The sequence below is a fragment of the Streptacidiphilus fuscans genome, from assembly GCF_015690355.1.
GTDB classification, from domain to species: domain Bacteria; phylum Actinomycetota; class Actinomycetes; order Streptomycetales; family Streptomycetaceae; genus Streptacidiphilus; species Streptacidiphilus fuscans.
Map to the genome: position 1 here is coordinate 537139 of NZ_JADPRT010000002.1, position 18579 is coordinate 555717.

An 18579-nucleotide genomic window follows, 5' to 3' on the forward strand; every position below is an offset into this window, starting at 1 on the left:
AGCGGGCCCGCAGCGGCTCGGGCGGACCCGGACCGGCTCGACGAGGTGAGCGCGGCGCGGTGCCCCGCTGGCGTAGGTTCGTGCCGTGAGCCAGTTGCGCGTCGCGACCTTCAATCTGCTGCACGGCCAAGCCATGACCCCGGACGGCAGGCCGCTCCCCGACCTCGACTCCGGGGCCGACCCCGGCGCCCCGCTCGCGGAGGCCGTCGCGGGGCTCGACGCGGACGTGCTCGCACTGCAGGAGGTCGACCGCTACCAGCCCCGCTCGGGCCTGGTGGACCAGGCCGCCGTCGCGGCGAAGGCGATGGCCGCGTCGGACTACCGCTTCGCCGCAGCGGTGGTGGGCCGTCCGGCACCGGTCGCCGGCTGGGTCCACGCCCCGGGCGGGACATCGCTGCGCGTCTACGGCCCCGACGACACCGCGCGGGACAGCGACCAGCCCACCTACGGCACCGCGCTGGTGACCCGGCTCCCGGTGCTGCACTGGCGTGCCCGGCGGTTTCCGGCCGCGCCCTTCGGGCTGCCGCTGCGGGTGGCCGGGCGACGCGGGCTGACACCTGTCCCGGACGAGCCACGTGCCGCGCTGGCGGCGGTGCTGGACGGGCCGAACGGGCCGTTCACCGTGCTGGCGGCGCACCTGTCCTTCGTGCCCGGCTGGAACATGGGCCAGCTGGCAGGCATGCGGCGCTGGATCTCCGACCTGCCCGCGCCCTACCTGCTGCTCGGCGACTTCAACCTGATCGGACCGGTGCCGCGCACGGTGCTGGGCGGCGCGTCGGTGGTCGACGGCAGCCGACTCCGAGTGCGGCGGCGGACTCCCCGAGCGACGAGCAGCCCGCGCCGCAGGCTCCAGGGCTGGCGTGATCTGGCCCGGACGCCCACCTACCCGGCTCACCGACCAGCGGTGCAGTTCGACCATGTGCTCGCGGTGGGCGTGCCGCGCAGTGCGGTGGCGTCGGTGTCGACCCCGGCGACCGGGGTGTCGGACCACCGGCCGCTGGTGGTGGACCTCCAGCTCGGCGGTCTCGCCGGCTCCCCGGACCCCACCTCGCGGGGCTTCACCCCTGCGGCGTCGCCTGGTCGTTGACCACGCGCGGGTGAACCACCGAGCGGGACGCGACCGGGGCGCCAGCCATGGGGACGGGCGCGTACTGGAGCAGCAGCATCGCCGCGTCGTCGCCGAGTTGGTGGCCGACGTGCCTGCGGACGTCCTCGTGGATACGGTCCAGCACCTCGGACGGAACGTCCGAACTGGCGCAGTCCGGAACCCGCTCCGCCAGCGGGTAGAAGACGCCCCAGCTGTTGCGCGCCTCGATCACACCGTCGGTGTAGAGCAGCAGCCGGTCCTCGGCCTGCAACGGAAGCTGAAGGATCGGCGGGGCGACGTCCTCGGGCTCCAGGACGCCCAGTGGCGGGACGTTGGCGGGCGGGTCGAGGAAGCGCACCGGGGCGCCCCGGCGGAGCAGCAGCGGCGCGGGGTGGCCGCAGTTGACGATCTCCACCACCGAGTCGGCGCGGACGCCGATCAGCACCAGGGTGACGAACTCCTCCTCGCTGCCCTCGTGTTCGTCGCCGTTCTCGTGCAGCGCGCGACCGAGGCTGTCGGCGAGCCAGGAGGCGACCCGGTCCAAGGCCTGCTCCTGGTGCGCGGCTTCGCGGAACGCGCCCAGGATGGCCGCCGCCGTCTCCACCGCCGCCAGACCCTTGCCGCGGACGTCACCGATGACCGCGCGTACCCCGTAGCGGGTCTGCACCACCTCGTAGAGGTCCCCGCCGATCCGGGCGTGGGCGGCGGCCGCGGCGTAGTGGACCGCGGCACGGACCGGGCCGATCCGCTCGGGGATGGAACGGAGCAGGATCCGCTGGGCGACCTCGGAGACCAGCCGGGCGTCGGCGAGGGCGCGCTCCTGGCGGTTCCGCAGCAGCACGCTGGTCGCGCCGATCGCGCTGATCAGGATGATCGCCAGCACGGACGCGGTGTGGACCGACTGCGACAGCGTCCGGTCCTCCGCGGCGATGCCGAAGGCCTCGCCCACCGTGACCGCGCCGACGGCCAGCGGGAACCAGAGGCTGTTGCTGACCACGGCCGCGAGCGCCGGGCCTGCGGTGAGCGCGGGCTCGAAGGTGACGTCGGGGTTGTTGCTGGCGCGGTCGAGGATGAAGACCAGGATCACCCCGACGAACGGCAGCAGCAGAATCGCGCGACCCCAGCGGCTGTGGAGGCGGAACCTTCCGGCGACAGTCAACGTCGTCTCTCCTGCGGGCGCTGTGCAACGAAGGATGGGTGTCGAGTCGGGCAGCCCGAGGACGGGTGCCCCCTCCCGCGGCCGAATTAGTTCAAAGTTGGATCGAAGTTGACTGGTTAATGACCCCACATTAGGCGCGAATTGGACAGACTGCACTGTCCTTTCATGAATCCTTGGTGAGGTCTTCAGCGGCTCCGTCCCCGGTCGGGGCGACGCCGCCGATCAACGCGGCCAAGGCCTCGCGGTCCGGAAACGAATCAGGACGCACCACAGTGCCGCTTCGAACATACAGAAACGCGGCGCCGACACGATCAAGAGGCACGCCCTGCTGCTCGGCCCAGGCCAGCCGGTAGACGGCGAGCTGGAGCGGATCGGCCGTCTCGCGCTGGTTGGTCTTCCAGTCGACCACCTCGAAACCACCGTCGTCAGTCGCGTAGACCGCATCGATACGTCCACGGATCACCCGCCCCGCCAGCATCAACTGGAACGGCGCCTCGACCGTGACCGGGGTGCGCGAGGCGTACTCGCTGCGCAGGAACGCGTCCTTGAGTCGGGCGAGATCGCGTTCGTCGGCGATCTCCGCGTCGTCCGCGCCCGGCAGTTCGTCCTCGCCCAGGAGCAGCAGCGGCTCGACCGCGAGCCGGGCCTCCACCCAGGCGTGGAACCGCGTGCCGCGCCGCGCGGCGGGCTGCGGCGGACGCGGCACCGGGCGGGCCAGCTCGCGCGCGAAACCCGCCGGGTCGGCGGCGACGCGCAGCAGCTGGGAGGCGGACAGCGAGCGCGGCAGCGGCACATCGCGCACCCGGCCGCGGGAGCGGCGCAGCTCACCGGCGAGCAACTCCAGGTCCCGGTCCCAGGAGGCGACGAGACGTCGCTCCTCCGGGGTCTCCAGCGGGGGCTCCGGCGGCAGTTCGCTCACCGGTCCGGCCTGGGCCTCGACGTCGGGCTCGGACTCGGACCCTGCCCCTGCCTTGGCCTCGGCCTCGGCGGCAGCCACCGTGCCGGTTGGCGACCACGCCCACCGCGGCCCCGCCAGCACCCGCTCCCCCGCCGCGCGGCGGGCCCGCTGGGCCGGGATGTCCAGTGGCAGCGGCCAGGCGTGCTCGACGTCCGTGTCCAGCGCGGGGTTGGCCACGCCGGGAGCAGGTGCCTCGGCCCAGGCCTCGATCTCGACGCCGGACCCGGGACGCTCCTCGCCGAACTCGCGCAGCGCGGTCAGGAACGGGGACGGGCCGCGCTGGCGCTTCTGTGTCGGGCCCCACCAGTGACCGGAGGCGTAGAGCTGGGCACGCGGCCGGGTGAAGGCGACATACCCGAGGCGCAGCTCCTCCGTGGCGGCGTGGCTTTTCATCTCAGCGTCGAACGCGGTCAGTCCCTTGCCCGTCCACGGCGGATCGGCAGCCAGCGAGGCCGCGTCGCCGCGCAGGGCGTGCGGCAGCACCTCGGGGCGCGAAGTCCACTTCTCCCGACCGGTATTGCTCGGGAAGGCGCCCTTGACCAGGCCGGGGACGAACACGACGTCCCACTCCAGGCCCTTGGACTTGTGCGCGGTCAGCACCTTCACGGTGTCCTCGCCACCAGGCAAGGTGTTGTCGAGGCCCCGGTCGTACTCCTGAGCCGTGCGCAGAAAGCCGAGGAAGGCGCCGAGCGACGGGTCGCCGTCCAGGTCGGCGAAGCCGGCGGCGATGTCGAGGAAGGCCGAGAGCGTCTCGCGGCGGCGGGCGGCCAGCGCGTGCGGGGAGGCGGAGAGCTCGACCTCCAGACCGGTGACGGCGAGCACCCGGTGCAGCACGTCCATCAGCGGCTCGGCCAGCGCCCGACGCAGCTCGCGGATCTCCGCCGCGAGCCGTTCGAAGCGCAGCGCGGCCTGCTCGGAGAAGGGCAGCTCCGGCTCCCCGGCCTGGCCCGGGTAGAGGAAGGACTCCAGTGCGTCGGCCAGCGAGACGATCTCCGTCGGGTCCGCCTCGGCCACGGCCTCGCTGAGCTTGTCCCGCTCCCCCGGCCCGGCGGAGGCGACGCGGACCAAGTCCCGCGCACGACGGCCGAGCAGGGCCAGGTCGCGCGGGCCGATCCGCCAACGCGGACCGATCAGCAACCGCACCAGCGCCGCGTTGGCCGTCGGGTCCTGGAGCACCTCGCAGGTGGCGACCAGGTCGGCGACCTCCGGCAGGTGGAGCAGCCCGGACAGGCCGACCACCTCGACCGGCACGTCGCGCTCCACCAACGCGGCATGCACATCGGGGAAGAGCTCCCGGCCGCCACGGCAGAGCACGGCGATCCGGCCCGGCGACGTGCCCGTTCGGACCAGGTGCGCGACGGAGTCGGCGAGCCAGGCGACCTCCGCCTGGTGCGACTCCAGCAGCGCGCACCGCAGCCCCCCGGCCTGCTCCTCGCCGGGAGCGGGACGCAGCGCCTCGACGCCCTCGTGCATGGCCCGGAGCGGAGCGGCGAGCTCGTTGGCGAAGGCCAGCAGCCGCCCGCCCGAGCGGCGGTTCTCGCTGAGTGCGTAGCGCGCGGCGGAGGTGTCGTCGGCATGGCGGAAGTGGCGCGGGAACTCGTCCAGGTTGGCGACGGACGCACCGCGCCAGCCGTAGATGGCCTGGCACGGGTCGCCCACGGCGGTGACGGGGTGTCCGGTGCCGTCGCCGAAGAGGCCGGAGAGCAGCAACCGCTGGGCGACGGAGGTGTCCTGGTACTCGTCGAGCAGGACGACCCGGTACTGCTCACGCAGCAGCGCGCCGACCTCGGGGCGGGTCTGCGCGAGCCGGGCACAGGCGGCGATCTGGTCGCCGAAGTCCATCAGCCGGGCTTCGCGCTTGCGGGCGCGGTAGCGGGTGACCAGCTCGGTCAGCTCGCGTCGGGCCATGGCCGCTGCGGGGACCTTGCGCAGTTCCTCGTTGCTGAGCCTCACCGTGGCGAGCTCGTCGAGCAGCGCCGTGTCGAAACCCACCAGCCGCTCCGGCTCGACCAGATGCTCGGCGAGCTCGCCGTCGAGCTTGACCAGCTTGGCCACCAGCGAGGAGACGCCGTCGGTCAGCGCCGGGAACGGGCCCGGCGCCTGGCGCAGCACCCGTGCGGCGAGCTGGAACCTCGTCGCGTCGGCGAGCAGCCGGACGTCGGGCTCCAGGCCGATGCGCAGGCCGTGGTCGGTGAGCAGCCGCCCGGCGAAGGCGTGGTAGGTCGAGATCTCGGGCTCGCCCGGATCGTCGACGTCGGGGCCGCCCGGCCCGTACGGAGGCTCGGTCGGCTCGGCGGAGGGGCCGATCCCGGCCTGGGCCAGCGCCTTGCGGACACGCTCGGACAGCTCGGCGGCGGCCTTGTTGGTGAAGGTCAGCCCGAGCACCTGGTCCGGCCTGACCTGCCCCGTGCCGACCAGCCAGACGACGCGCGCCGCCATCACCGTCGTCTTGCCCGACCCCGCGCCCGCGACGATCACCGCCGGAGCGAGCGGCGCGGTGATCGCGCGCAGCTGCTCGGCGGTGAAAGGGATCCCGAGCAGCTCCTTGAGCTCCTCGGGACCGGAGAGGGGTCCAGACATGCGCTCCACGCTAGCGGGGACGACTGACACATTCCGACGAAACGGAAGGGAACTCCCTCACATCCCGCTCGCATCCGTCGCAGCCCGTTCGCATCGCGCCAGGACGCCGGTCACTCCACGACCTGGCGGCCCTCCGGCCGGGCCGAGCAGCTGCCGTGGAAGGAGCAGTGGCCGCACTGGTCGCCGGTCGTCGGCACGAAGCGCTCGTTGACGATCCGGTCAGCCGCCTCGACCAGCAGGCCCTCGATCCACTCGCCGCCCTCGGTCAGCGAGGCCTGACTCTGCACCTTGGGCGCGTCCGGAGCGGTACGGGACGCCTGCTGGCGCAGCTGGACCAGCTCCGCGCCGCCGGGCTCCGGTCGCCCACCGTCGCCGCCGCCGCTGCCGTCGCCGCCGTCCCCGCCGTGGTCGAAGACGTCGTCCACCGCGCCCTCACGGACCGCGAGTTGATAGACGCCCAGCTGCGGGTGGGCCTCCACCTGCGCCCCGGTCACCGTCCTGCGGCCGGTCTTGAAGTCGACCACGTACGCCGCACCGGTCGACGTCTCCTGCTCGACCCGGTCCATGGTGCCGCGGATGCGGACCGCGTACGGGCCGGCCTTGAGCTCGACGTCGAAGGGCTGCTCGGTGGCCACCGGGACCCGGCCGCGCTCGGCGACGTGCCAGGTCAGGAACCGTTCCAGCGCGGCGCGCGCCTCGCCCTTCTCCTGCTCGGACTTCCACGGTGCGTCGAAGGCGAGCGCGTCCCAGACCCGGTCCAGCCGGGCCATCAGCACGTCCAGGTCGGCCGGGGTGCGGCCCGCGCCGACCTCCTCGGCGAGGACGTGGACGACGTTGCCGAAGCCCTGCGCCCCGCTCGACGCCTCCTGCGCCCGGACCTCACGGCCCAGGAACCACTGGAGCGCGCACGCGTCGACGGACTCCAGTGCGCTGCCGGACAGCTCCACCGGGCGCTCGGGATCACGGACCGGCACGTCGTTCTCGGTCGGGTCGGCCATGCCCCACCAGCGGTGCGGGTCCGCGGCCGGGACCAGCGGCAACCCGTCGTCGTCCGTCAGCGAGGCCAGCCGGGCCAGCCGCTCGGCTGCGGCCTCGCGCAGCCTCGGCGAGGCATCCGCGTCGACGGTGGTGGCGCGCAGCTCGGCGACCAGCGCGGCGACGGCCAGCGGGCGGCGCGGCCGGTGGCCGATGTCGTCGACCCGGACCTCCGGGTACCGGCTGCCGTCCGGACGCTGCCGGTACAACTCGCCCAGGAAGCGGGACGGCTCGTCACCGTCCTCGGCCGCGGCCTGCACCGCGGTGACCACCAGCCGCTCCTTGGCGCGGGTGACGGCGACATAGAAGAGGCGTCTCTCCTCGGCGAGAAGCGCCGTGGACGGCATCGGGTCGGCCAGTCCGTCCGGCCCGATCCGGTCGGCCTCCAGCAGCGAGCCACGACGCCGCAGGTCCGGCCAGAGGCCCTGCTGCACCCCGGCGACGACGACCAGCGGCCACTCCAGACCCTTGGAGCGGTGCGCGGTCATCAGTCGCACCGCGTCCGGGCGGACCAGGCGGCCGGAGAGCGTGTCCGCGGCGATGTCCTGCTGCTCCAGCTCGGCAAGGAAGTTCAACGCGCCGCGCGGGCCCTCGGCGTGGGACTCGGCACGGGCGGCCGTCTCGAACAGGGCGCAGAGGGCGTCCAGGTCCCGGTCGGCGTTGCGTCCGGCCGCGCCGCCGCGCAGCGCCCCGCGTTCCAGGCGCTCGCGCCAGGAGGAACTCGCCTCCCAGAGCGCCCAGAGCGCCTCCTCGGCGCTCGCTCCGCCGAGGAGCAGTTCGCGCACCTTGCGCAGCAGCAGGCCCAGCTCGCGCGCACGGCGGGCGGGTTGACCGGCGAGCAGCACCAGCCGCTCGGGCTCGGCCAGCGCCTCGCGGATCAGCAGCTCCGCGCCACGGACGGCGCGTTGGCGCTCCGGCGGGAGCGCGCGCAGCTCGGCGCGCTCCTCCTCGCGCAGCAGTCGGCCGAGCCGCCGCAGATCCGCACCGTCCAGCCCGCCGAGCGGGCCGGTGAGCAGGTTCCGGGCGACCTCCGCGGTCAACGGGTCGTCGTCGACCGGCACCGGCCGCGCCGGAGCTTCCGCACCTGCGTCCTCAGGCTCGGCGTCCTCAGCCGGCGCGTCCCCCTCAGGCGCATCCTCCGGCAGCGGCAGCCCCGCCGCGCGGCGGCGGGCACGCACCGCGCCGACCGCGCAGACACGCAGCGCGGCGAGCAGCGGGGCCACGGCGGGCTCGGCGTGCAGCGGCAGGTCGTCGCCGTCGATGTCGACCGGGACACCGGCCGAGGTCAGCGCCCGGCGCAGCGACGGAAGCGAGCGACCGCCCGCGCGGACCAGCACCGCCATGTCGCTCCACGGCATGCCCTGCTCCAGGTGCGCGCGACGGAGTAGGTCGGCGATGTTGTCCAGTTCGGCGCCAGGAGTGGGAAAGGTGAGAATCTCGACCGTCCCGCCCTCCCGGGAGGGCAGCAGCCCCCGGTGCTCCGCCAGCGCGGCGGCGGGCAGACGGCCCGTCGGCAGCCGCTCCGCCAGCATCCGGCTCGACGCGAGCAGCCGCGAGCCCGCGCGCCGCGAGACGCGCAGCACCTGAACCGGCGCCGGCGAGCCGTCGGCCTGCGGGAACGCGTGCGGGAAGTCGAGGATGCCGTTGACGTCCGCGCCGCGGAAGCCGTAGATCGACTGGTCCGGGTCGCCGACCGCGACCAGCTCCCGCCCGTCGCCCGCGAGCGCCCGCAGCAACCGCACCTGCGACGGGTCGGTGTCCTGGTACTCGTCGACGAAGACCACCCGGAAGGTTCGCCGCAACTCCTCGCCCACCCGCTGTTCCTCGGCCAGCAGCACGGCGCGGTGGACCAGCTCGGCGTAGTCGAGCACGCCCTGATTGTCGAGGACGTCCAGGTACTCGCCGAGGAACGAGGCCGCCGCGCGCCAGTCCGGACGGCCGACCTGGGCCGCGAAGCGCTCCAGCGTCGTGTCGTTGAGGCCCAGCTCGCGGGCGCGGGCCAGCACCGCACGGACCTCGTCGGCGAAGCCGCGCGTGGTCAGCGCGGCGCGCAGCTCCGCGGGCCAGGCGGGACCGCCCGCGCGTCCGCTGCGGGCGTCCTCCGCGCCACCGGCCAGCAGCTCGCGCACCATGACGTCCTGCTCCGGGCCGGAGAGCAGCCGCAGCGGCTCCGCGTAGAGGTCGGGCTCCTGGTGCGCGCGGAGCAGGGCGTAGCAGAAGGAGTGGAAGGTCGTCGCCTGCGCGGCGACCGCGCCGCCGACCCGCGCGGTGATCCGGTCCCGCAGCTCGACCGCGGCCTTGCGGCTGAAGGTCAGGACCAGGATCTCCTCGGCCGGGACGCCCTCGGCGATCCGGGCCGCGACCGCCTCCACCAACGTCGTCGTCTTGCCCGTGCCCGGACCGGCCAGCACCAGCAGCGGACCGCCCCGGTGGTCCACCACGGCCTGTTGGTACCGGTCCAGGACAGGCGGTACCACGGGCGCGACGGGCTCGCGCACCAGGCGGTATGCGCCTGCGGGGACAGAGGTGGTCATGAGCGTGGTCCAGGAGAGAACAGCGGGCGGTGCGACGGAACGGCGTGCAGACGGAACGGCGTGCGACAGGACGGCGCACGACTTAACGGCGCGCGCCTCACGCACTCCGTCCAGTAGCGAGCCTACGATCCTGCCCCGACAACCCCGCCCTTGTCCCCCGGTTCGCCGGATCGATCAGCGTCACCGGCACCACCCCGGCTCCGCGGGCGACGCCGTGCCCCGGCCGCCTCAGCCGGAACGGCCGTCCCAGCGGGCCTGCCGCAGATCGACGCGCGGCATGTGGTCCGCGCCGGCGTGACGCAGCGGCGTGCCCTCCACTCTGTACTGCTCCAGCGCGCGCAGCTCGTGGCCCGGCAGCAGCCGCCCGTCCGCGCGGATCACCCGCCACCACGGCACCGCTCCGCCGTAGAGCGCCATGACCCGTCCCACCTGGCGCGGACCGCCCTCGCCGACGAACTCGGCCACGTCGCCGTAGGTCATCACCCGTCCGGCCGGAATGAGCTCCGCCGCCTCCAGCACGCGCTCCGCGTACGGCGGGATCTCTGCCCCGGGCTCCTCTTCGTTCACACCCGGCATTCTGTCGCATGCCTCTGACAGGACCCGCCGAAGGGAACGTGAGAACGGAACGTGGGAACACGGTGGGAACGGCGACACTGACGAGGGACGACGCAGGGGAACGTCCTCGCTCACCCGGCCGGGGGAATGTAGCATCCGGCTGGGGTCGGCACGGGGACACCTCACCGCCGCGCGCTCGATCCGACCATGCCACCCTTGAATGACCTGAGGGGACCCTGAGGGGACGATGGCGGGCGGACGGACAGAAGGCATACAGGTAGAGATGACCGGATCGAGCGCGAGCGCGGATCAAGGCGCGGGCGCGACCAGCGGCACGCCCGAATTCGGGGTGCCGCCGACCGAGCCGGTCACACCTGTCGCACCCACGAAGGCCGCGGCGCCCACCACGCCCGCTGCCGAACCGACCACTGCGGAGCCGACCACTCCAGCGTCGGCCGGAGCTGCGTCGACCGGTGCGACGTCGACCAGTGCCGCGTCGGCCGGTGTCGACCTGGTGAAGCGTTCCGCCACCGCAGCAAGGGTCAGGCCGCGAGTCACCCCGAGCGCGCGCGGCAAGGGCGGGCACCACCTCGTGCACCGAGGCTCCCGGCACGAGGCCCCCGAGGGATTGGACCAGGGCAGCGTCGCCGTCGACGAGCCGCTGCTCTCGGCTCGCGCGCACCGGCCCTCGGACCTGATCCGGTTCCTGCTCGGGCTGCTGGGCATCATCGCCGTGCTGATTCTGACCAGCGTCGCGAAGTCCACCACGAACGGTCTGACCAGCGACATCACCTCGGGCGCGACGAAGCTCCCGAGCGTTCTGGTCACGCTCACCAGCTTCTTCTCCACCGCGGCCGTGCTGGTCGTGCCGGTCGCCTTCGCGGTCGAACGGCTGATCAAACGGGACGGCCTGCGCGTCGCCGACGGCGTGCTCGCCGCCGTGCTGGCCCACGGGCTCTCGCTCGGCATGGACGTCTGGGTGATGCACGCGGCGCCCGCGCAGATCCGCGACGCGCTGACCATCAACAACCAGACCGACGCCGTCCACGGCTATCTGACCCCGGTCATCGCCTACATGACCGCGGTCGGCATGGCCAGCCGTCCCCGATGGCGGGTCGCGCTGTGGACGGTCGTGCTGCTGGACAGCGTCTCCCAACTGGTCGGCGGGTCCACCACCCCACTCTCCATCGCGATCACCATCCTGCTCGGCCTGACCGTCGCCTACGGCACGCTCTACGCCGTCGGCAGCCCCAACGTCCGGCCGACCGGCGAGCACCTGCTGGCCGGTCTGCGCAAGGTCGGCTTCGACCCGATCAGCGCCCACCGCTCCCCCGACGGCCCCGAGGGCACCCGCCGCTACCTGGTGGTCCAGCAGGTCGGCCCGCCGCTGGACGTCCACGTCATCGACCGGGAGCAGCAGGCGTCCGGCTTCTTCTACCGGATGTGGCGTCGGCTGCGGTTGCGCGCCGTGGCCACCCGGTCCAGCCCGCAGTCGCTGCGCCAGGCGCTGGAGCAGGAGGCGCTGATCGCCTACGCGGCCAACGCCGCGGGCGCCCACTCCCCGCACCTGATCGCCACCTCGGAGCTGGGCCCGGACGCGATGATCCTGGTCTACGAGCGAATCGAGGGCCGCGCGTTCGCGGACATCCCCGACGACGAGATCACCGACAAGATCCTGCGCGACACCTGGACCTCCGTCCGCACCCTGCACGACCGACGGATCGCCCACCGCCAGCTGACCTCCAAGGCGCTGCTGGTCACCGAGGACGGCAGCACCTGCCTGGTCAACCTAGCCGGAGGCGACATCGCGGCCGGTGACCTGGCGCTGCGCATGGACGTCGCCCAGCTGCTGACCACCTTCGCGCTGCGCGTCGGCGCCGAACGCGCGGTCACCTCGGCGACCGAGGTGCTGGGCACCAGCCGGACCGCCGCGGCGCTGCCGATGCTCCAGCCGGTCGGCCTGAGCCGGTCGACCCGGCAGGACCTCGGCGTCTACCACCGCCAGCGCAAGGCGGAGGTCCAGGCCGCTCGGGACGCGCACATCACGTCCGGCGCGAAGCTGGAGGAGGCGCTGGAGGCCCACCCGGACCCCACCGACCTGCTCTCCCAGATCCGCGAGGAGATCCTCCAGCTGGTGCCGCAGGCCCCGGTCGAGCCGGCCAAGCTGGAGCGGCTGCGGCCGAAGACGCTGATCAGTTTGATCGCGGGCGCGTTCGCCGCCTACCTGCTGGTCGGCCAGCTGACCAACAACCCGCTGGCCAAGGTCGCCCACGCGCAGTGGGGCTGGATCGCGGTGGCCATCGGCGCCTCCGTGGCGAGCTACGTCGGCGCGACGATGAGCCTGGCCGGGTTCGTCCCCGAGCGACTGCCGTTCTGGCGCACCTTCGCGGCCCAGGTGGCCGGCTCGTTCGTCAAGCTGGTGGCCCCGGCGGCGGTCGGCGGCGTGGCGCTCAACGCCCGGTTCCTGCAGCGGGAGGGCGTCCGCCCGGGCCAGGCCGTAGCCTCCGTCGGCGCCTCGCAGCTGGTCGGCCTGGGCATGCACATCCTGCTGCTGCTGGGCTTCGGCTTCATCGCGGGCACGGCCAACAGCTCGGACGTGCCGTCGGCGCGCACGGTGATCACGGTGCTGCTGATCGCTGCCGTGGTGGTGCTGATCGTCGCCGCGATCCCGCGACTGCGGCGCTGGGTCGTGCTGCAGCTGCGCACGCTCTTCGTGGGCGTCATCCCGCGCATGCTGGACCTGCTGCGCACGCCGTCCAAGCTGGCGACGGGCTTCGGCGGGATCATCCTGGTGTCGATCGCCTTCATCGCCTGCCTGGACGCCTGCGTCATGGCGTTCGGCGGCTCGGCGGGCTTCGCCGCGATCGCGGTCGTCTACCTCGCGGGCAACGCGGCGGGCTCGGCGGTGCCGGTGCCCGGCGGCATCGGAACCATCGACACCGCGCTGATCCTGCTGCTCACCAGCGCAGCGGGCGTCCCGGCGCTGATCGCCGGACCGGCGGTGCTGATGTTCCGCATCCTGACGTTCTGGTTCCCCGTCCTGCCAGGGTGGCTCTCCTTCGGCTACCTCCAGCGCAAGGGTTCCCTGTAAGGGGAACCCAAAAGGGGCGCGGGGAACTGCGCGAGCAACCACCCCGTCGGGATGGCCCTGCTCGTCCAGCGACGCACCACACACCGGGGGGTGTCGCGCAGTTCCCCCCCCCCCCGTAAAGTGCAACCAGGCCTTGGCGAAAAGGTCCGGCCTAGTAGACCGGCTTCTCCGGCTCGATCTGGTTGACCCAGCCGATGACGCCGCCGCCGACGTGGACCGCGTCCGCGAAGCCGGCAGCGTGCAGGACGGCGAGGACCTCGGCCGAGCGGACGCCGGTCTTGCAGTGCAGGACGATCTTCTTGTCCTGCGGCATCTTCTCCAGCGCGTTCCCCATCAGGAACTCGTTCTTCGGGATCAGCGTCGCGCCCGGGATGCTGACGATCTCGTACTCGGCCGGCTCGCGCACGTCCACGACGAAGACGTCCTCGCCGGAGTCCTGCCACTCCTTCAGCTGCTTCGGCGTGATGGTGTTACCCGCCGCCGCCTCCTGCGCCTCCTCCGAGACGACGCCGCAGAAGGCGTCGTAGTCGATGAGGTCGGTGACCGTCGGGTTCTCGCCGCAGAGTGCGCAGTTCGGGTCCTTGCGGACCTTGACCGTGCGGTACTGCATCTCCAGGGCGTCGTAGATCATCAGGCGGCCGACCAGCGGCTCGCCGATGCCCGCGAGGAGCTTGATGGCCTCGGTGACCTGGATCGAGCCGATCGAGGCGCACAGCACACCCAGAACGCCGCCCTCCGCGCAGGAGGGGACCATGCCGGGCGGCGGGGCCTCCGGGTACAGGCAGCGGTAGCACGGGCCGTGCTCGGCCCAGAACACTGACGCCTGACCGTCGAAGCGGTAGATCGAGCCCCACACGTAGGGCTTGCCCAGCAGCACGGCCGCGTCGTTGACCAGGTAACGGGTCGCGAAGTTGTCCGTGCCGTCCACGATCAGGTCGTACTGGGCGAAGATTTCCTTGACGTTGTCGACGTCCAGGCGCTCCTCATGGAGGATCACGTCCACGTAGGGGTTGATCTCCTTGACCGAGTCCCGGGCGGACTCGGCCTTGGAGCGGCCCACGTCGGACTGGCCGTGGATGATCTGGCGCTGCAGGTTCGACTCGTCGACGGTGTCGAACTCCACAATGCCCAGCGTGCCGACACCGGCGGCGGCCAGGTACATGAGAGCGGGCGAGCCCAGACCGCCGGCGCCCACACAGAGCACCTTGCTGTTCTTCAACCGCTTCTGCCCGTCCATCCCGACATCCGGGATGATCAGGTGGCGGGAGTACCTGCGGACCTCGTCCACGCTGAGCTCAGCAGCGGGCTCAACCAGGGGTGGCAGCGACACGGGGGACTCCGGTGGTGGTCGGACGGTGTGGTCTCTCGCCCAACAGTGCCACGCGCGGGCGTATTCCAGAGCCCCTGGTCCATGGGGCGAGACACTGCGTGAGACGGATCACCCGCACCGTCAGACCCGACAGGCGGTCTCCATCCAGATGTCCGCCAGCGACTCCTCCAGGGGAACCCGCGGACGCCAGCCCAGGCGTTCCCGAGCGGTACGGATGTCGGCCTGGCGCCACAGGACTTCGAGCGGGCGGTCTGCCGCGTCCGCACCGGGGATCGGGCCGCGGCTCTCCTCCATCAGGCGCCCCTCGAACCCGGAGGCCCGGACCAGCAGCGCGGCCGCGTCGCGCATCCGTACGCCCGAGCCGCCGCCGATGTTGATCACGCCCGTCGCCGCCGAGACCGCTGCCGACTGGACCGCCCGCGCCACGTCCCTGACGTCGACGAAATCTCGGAATGCGGACAGATCCGCGGTACGGATGTGCGGCTCACCGCGTTCGAGCGCCCGGCGCAGCCCCTCGGACAGACGGCCGAAGAGGGAGCCCGCGGGGACGCCCGGGCCGACCACGTCGAAGATCCGCAGCACCACGGCGTCCAGGCCGGAGGAGAGCGCCAGCTCGGTGCCCGCGAGTTTGGTGACGCCGTAGGGGCCGATCGGCCGCGGCTCGGCGGTCTCGGCTGTCGCCGTGCCGATCGGGACCGGTCCGTACTCGGCCGCCGAACCGACGTGGACCAGCCGCGCCGGATCGTGGCTGCGCCGAATCGCCTCGCAGACGGTGGCGACCGCCTGGGTGTTGGCCCGGACCAGATCGCGCGGGGAGCCGTAGGTGGCTCCGGCGCAGTTGACCACCACACGCGGCATCACCGCGTCGAGGAACCGGGCCAGTGCGCCGGGGCTCCCGGCGGCCAGGTCGAAGCGGATGTCCGCGGAGTCACGCCGACCGAGGACGGTGACCTGAAGCTCCGGGTCGGCGAAGAGTCGGTCGGCGACGCGGCGGCCGATGAAGCCGTCGGCGCCCAGCAGCAGCACCCTCATCAGGTGGTCCTTCCGTTGTGCAGGTTGATGCTCGGTGGTTGGGATCGGATCCGCCCAGCAGGGGCGCGTCCGGAGAAGGAGGCCGGCGCGGGCACGCGGACGGCTCGCGCCGCCCGAATCGGGCCCCACCGGTCGGTGAGTCAGTCGGTGAGTCGGTCGGTGGTTCGGTGACAGCCGTTCAGGCCCGATGCGCAGCGCGGTGCTCGCGCAGCGCACGGTGTGAGGCCGGGCTGAGCAGGGCGGTCCAGGCCCAGGCGCCGACCACTGCGAGGAGAAACCCGCAGCCGCAGGCGACCAGGCCGGCGTGACCCGGTATCGCCCGGGCCGCCACTGCCCCGAGGCAGGCCAGGACCAGGACGCCGAGGCCGGAAGCACCCCGGCCGCAACGTCGGAGCAGAAAGGCGAGGAGCAGCGCCACCCCGGCCAGCCCCTGGGCCGCCCACGACGCGGGCGTGAGCCCCGACACCCCGGCCTCGACCAGCGTTGCCGCCTGATCGGAACCTCCGTGGCCGCCGTAGGCGGACGTCAGCGTCGAAGCGACGGCGGTGAGACCGGCCAGCAAGCCGAGGAAGCAGAGCACGGTGACCGGCAGCACCGGACGCATCCGGGACCGGAACTCACGTGTGGAGCGGGCCTGGAGGTGGCTTCGGCCGATATGGCGGAACCAGGTGGCGCACCCCTCCGCCATGCCGACGCCGAGGGCCAACGCGATCTGGGCCGGACCGACTGGCTGAGCCAGGGCGAGCAGCGCACCGACGCCCAGCGCGAGGGTGCCACGCGCAGCCCAGGAACCACGGCGAGCTGGGCCCCCGAACGAAGGCACGAGCGCGGCGGCTGCCCCATGGACGAACGCGTAGACCGCCAGCGGCACGACGAGCGGCAGCGTCAGGCCGACCACGGGAACGGCACGGAGCAACAGTGCGGCGAGCAGGTAGAGCAAGCCGACCGCAGCGGCGGGCACCAGGCCGCGTCGCGCGGGCGTCTCGTCCTCCTCCGGCTCCAGCGCGTGGCGCGGCACCCGGGCGTACAACTCCTCGGCGAGCGAGAAGACGTCGGAGTGACGGTACCGCCCGGCCGTGCTGGGCCCGACGCCGTCGCGCTCCAGCTGCACGGCGATGTCCAGCGCATCCACTGCGTCGGCGTAGAAGGAGCGGTGACGGTCCATCAGCGCATGCACCGGATCGGCCGCCCCACGTGGACGCGGCGGCGAAGCCGGGCGCGGGGCCGGACGCGGGGCCGGACGCGGCGCTCCGGCATGACGCGCCTGGCCCGGGCGGGCGGTGGAGCCGCCAGGAGAGGGCGCAGCCGACCGGCCCGCTGAGCCACTCCCCGTGGCACCGGACGCCGCGCGCCGGGCCGCATGACCACCCTGAGCGCCGTGCGAGGCACCGTTGGCACCGCGCGCCTGCGCGCCGCGTCCCTGGGCGCCGCGACCGCGCCCGCCCGGGCTCTGGCCACCACCGTGGGCGGCATGACGATGCGTCACTGTGCGGGCACCCCCTTCGGGATGGCGCCGATCCAGTACTCGGCGGGGCGGCTGAACGGTTGGGCGACCGGCTCGGGTGCGTCCTGCGGGACCTCGGCGGCCAGCTCCAGGTAGAGCGTGCGGAAGGCGTCTATGGCCGGCTCGACGGCGTAGAGCTCCTGGGCGCGCAGCCGACCGGCAGTGCCGAGCCGAGCGCGACGCTCCTCGTCGCCGAGCAGTGCGGAGCAGGCGACCGCGAGCGGGACGGGGTCTCCCGGTGGGACCAACAGCCCCGTCGGGCCGAGCAGTTCACGGGCCGCGCCGACGTCGGTGGCGATCACGGGACGCCCGCTGAGCTGCGTCTCGGCGAGCAACTGCGGACGGACGCCCTTGGTGCCCGTGAAGACCAGGACCGTCGCGTCCTCGTGGACGGTGCGCAGACGCGGCGGCGGACCGTCGAAGGAGACCGCCTCGGTGACGGCGTCGCCGAACAGCTCGCGGGCCAGTTCACGGCAGTGCGCCTCGTATCCGACGGCACCGGCCCGCGACTGGCCGTAGACCCAGCCGTACACCCGGAGCTCGGCATCGGGCTGCTCCTCGCGCACCAGCGCGAAGGCACGGAGCATCGGCTCCAACCCGCCCCACGGCTCCATCGGCCCCAGCCAGGCGAGGGTGGGGCGCTCCGGCTCGGCGCCGACGGGCGGCCGGTCGGCCAGCGGCGTCGCCTCGTGGACGACCCGGATGCGCTCCCGCTGGGCACCGCAGTACTCCTGCCAGCGTTGGTCGAAGGCGCTGCCCGGGGTGATCACCCCGGCCTGGGCGTAGGCCTCGCCCGCGAGAAGGCGATGGAAGGCGAGCATCAGCGCCCGCACCGGGTGGCGGTAACGCGAGGCGCGGTAACCGCGATAGCGCTCGCGCAGATGCAGGCTGTGCTCGGTCAGGAGGAACGGCAGGCCGAGCTGACGCTTCGCCACCAGGGCGGGCAGTGCCGCGGCCGACCCGCCCACGACATGGCAGACGTCCACCCCGGCCAGCGCGGCCTTTCCGGACCGCCCCTGGTACCAGGGCAGGGAGAGCGGACGCAGCGCCCGTTCGAGCAGGTCGGCGGCGACCAGGACGTCCTGGAGCAGCGGGACGCCTGCGTCACCGGCACCGGCCGCTATCACCGCGCCCGACCCCAGCCAGGCGTGCTCCAGCGACCGGACCGCGGCGCCGGAGCGCAGCAGGGCGGCGAGCCCGCCCCCGCGCCCGGCCTCCGCGAGGGCGTACAGCGCGGGCCCGAATCCGGCGGCGGCGCGGGCGGGGTTGGTGTCGACCAGCGTGCGGACCAGCTCGCCGTAGGCGGCGAGGGCACGGCGTCTCCGGCCGCCCCAGGGAGGCGTGGCCCGCCTCCCCTCCCCCGCGCGGGCGGCGTCGGCCGTCGAGAGCCGGAGGAACTCGTGCTCCGCGAGGGAGCCGACCAGGCGCTGGCCCCATGCATCCGTGGCGGCACTCTCCGTGACCAGTGCGATGCGCATGGGACCTCCGGCCCGAAAGGATGGACGACGTCAGCGTGTGGGAAAGAGCAGACGAAGAGGCCTCACCCGGTCGACCGGCCGACCACAGACTCCCCCACCACGCGTGCGGCCACCGCGCAGAACCCCTGCTCGGGGGACGCGTGTTCGGCCAACGCCACGAAACTACGTCCCGCCGCTGACAGAGCGTCGGCCTTCCCGGGCGCTACCACCCGAAGGAGTGAAGACCGACCACACTC

General features: G+C 73.3%; 11 protein-coding genes. 2 read left to right on the forward strand and 9 right to left on the reverse strand.

Features of this window, described 5'->3' with window-relative positions:
- Nucleotides 1–85: 85 nt before the first annotated feature.
- Nucleotides 86–1087 carry an endonuclease/exonuclease/phosphatase family protein gene (locus tag I2501_RS06095; RefSeq protein ID WP_328806231.1) on the forward strand — a complete coding sequence of 334 codons (1002 nt, stop codon included), beginning with the start codon at nt 86–88 and terminating at the stop codon, nt 1085–1087.
- Here I2501_RS06095 and I2501_RS06100 read toward each other — a convergent pair.
- The 5 genes from I2501_RS06100 to I2501_RS39050 all read right to left on the reverse strand — a co-directional run bounded on the left by I2501_RS06100 (nt 1059) and on the right by I2501_RS39050 (nt 10439).
- The gene (locus I2501_RS06100) at nt 1059–2246 is read right to left on the reverse strand and encodes a PP2C family protein-serine/threonine phosphatase (RefSeq protein ID WP_196192768.1); all 1188 of its coding nucleotides are present in this window, start codon (nt 2244–2246) and stop codon (nt 1059–1061) included. The genes I2501_RS06095 and I2501_RS06100 overlap by 29 nt on opposite strands.
- Nucleotides 2247–2409: 163 nt before the next feature.
- The gene (locus I2501_RS06105; protein WP_196192769.1) at nt 2410–5784 is read right to left on the reverse strand and encodes an ATP-dependent helicase; all 3375 of its coding nucleotides are present in this window, start codon (nt 5782–5784) and stop codon (nt 2410–2412) included.
- 110 nt (nt 5785–5894) lie between these two features.
- Nucleotides 5895–9353 carry an ATP-dependent helicase gene (locus I2501_RS06110; RefSeq protein WP_196192770.1) on the reverse strand — a complete coding sequence of 1153 codons (3459 nt, stop codon included), beginning with the start codon at nt 9351–9353 and terminating at the stop codon, nt 5895–5897.
- Between the two features lie 228 nt (nt 9354–9581).
- Nucleotides 9582–9920, reverse strand: coding sequence for an MGMT family protein (locus I2501_RS06115; RefSeq protein ID WP_408022706.1), 339 nt, complete (start codon nt 9918–9920; stop codon nt 9582–9584).
- Nucleotides 9921–10217: 297 nt separating this feature from the next.
- Nucleotides 10218–10439 carry a hypothetical protein gene (locus I2501_RS39050; RefSeq protein WP_236046014.1) on the reverse strand — a complete coding sequence of 74 codons (222 nt, stop codon included), beginning with the start codon at nt 10437–10439 and terminating at the stop codon, nt 10218–10220.
- A 61-nt stretch (nt 10440–10500) separates the two neighbouring features.
- On the opposite strand from I2501_RS39050, the gene I2501_RS06120 reads away from it, so the two are divergent.
- Entirely contained in the window at nt 10501–12999 is a 2499-nt protein-coding gene (locus I2501_RS06120) for a lysylphosphatidylglycerol synthase transmembrane domain-containing protein (protein ID WP_328806232.1), read from the forward strand.
- A gap of 151 nt (nt 13000–13150) precedes the next feature.
- On the opposite strand, the gene moeZ is transcribed toward I2501_RS06120, so the two are convergent.
- The 4 genes from moeZ to I2501_RS06140 form a co-directional block, all read right to left on the reverse strand.
- Nucleotides 13151–14329: an adenylyltransferase/sulfurtransferase MoeZ gene (gene moeZ, locus I2501_RS06125; RefSeq protein ID WP_196192773.1), complete on the reverse strand. Its 1179-nt coding sequence runs from the start codon at nt 14327–14329 to the stop codon at nt 13151–13153.
- 120 nt (nt 14330–14449) lie between these two features.
- A complete protein-coding gene (locus tag I2501_RS06130) occupies nt 14450–15361 on the reverse strand; it encodes an NAD-dependent epimerase/dehydratase family protein (protein WP_196192774.1) in 912 nt (303 codons plus the stop codon).
- A 178-nt stretch (nt 15362–15539) separates the two neighbouring features.
- Entirely contained in the window at nt 15540–16526 is a 987-nt protein-coding gene (locus I2501_RS06135; protein WP_196192775.1) for a hypothetical protein, read from the reverse strand.
- 317 nt (nt 16527–16843) lie between these two features.
- Nucleotides 16844–18343: a glycosyltransferase gene (locus I2501_RS06140; protein ID WP_196192776.1), complete on the reverse strand. Its 1500-nt coding sequence runs from the start codon at nt 18341–18343 to the stop codon at nt 16844–16846.
- Nucleotides 18344–18579 lie beyond the last annotated feature (236 nt).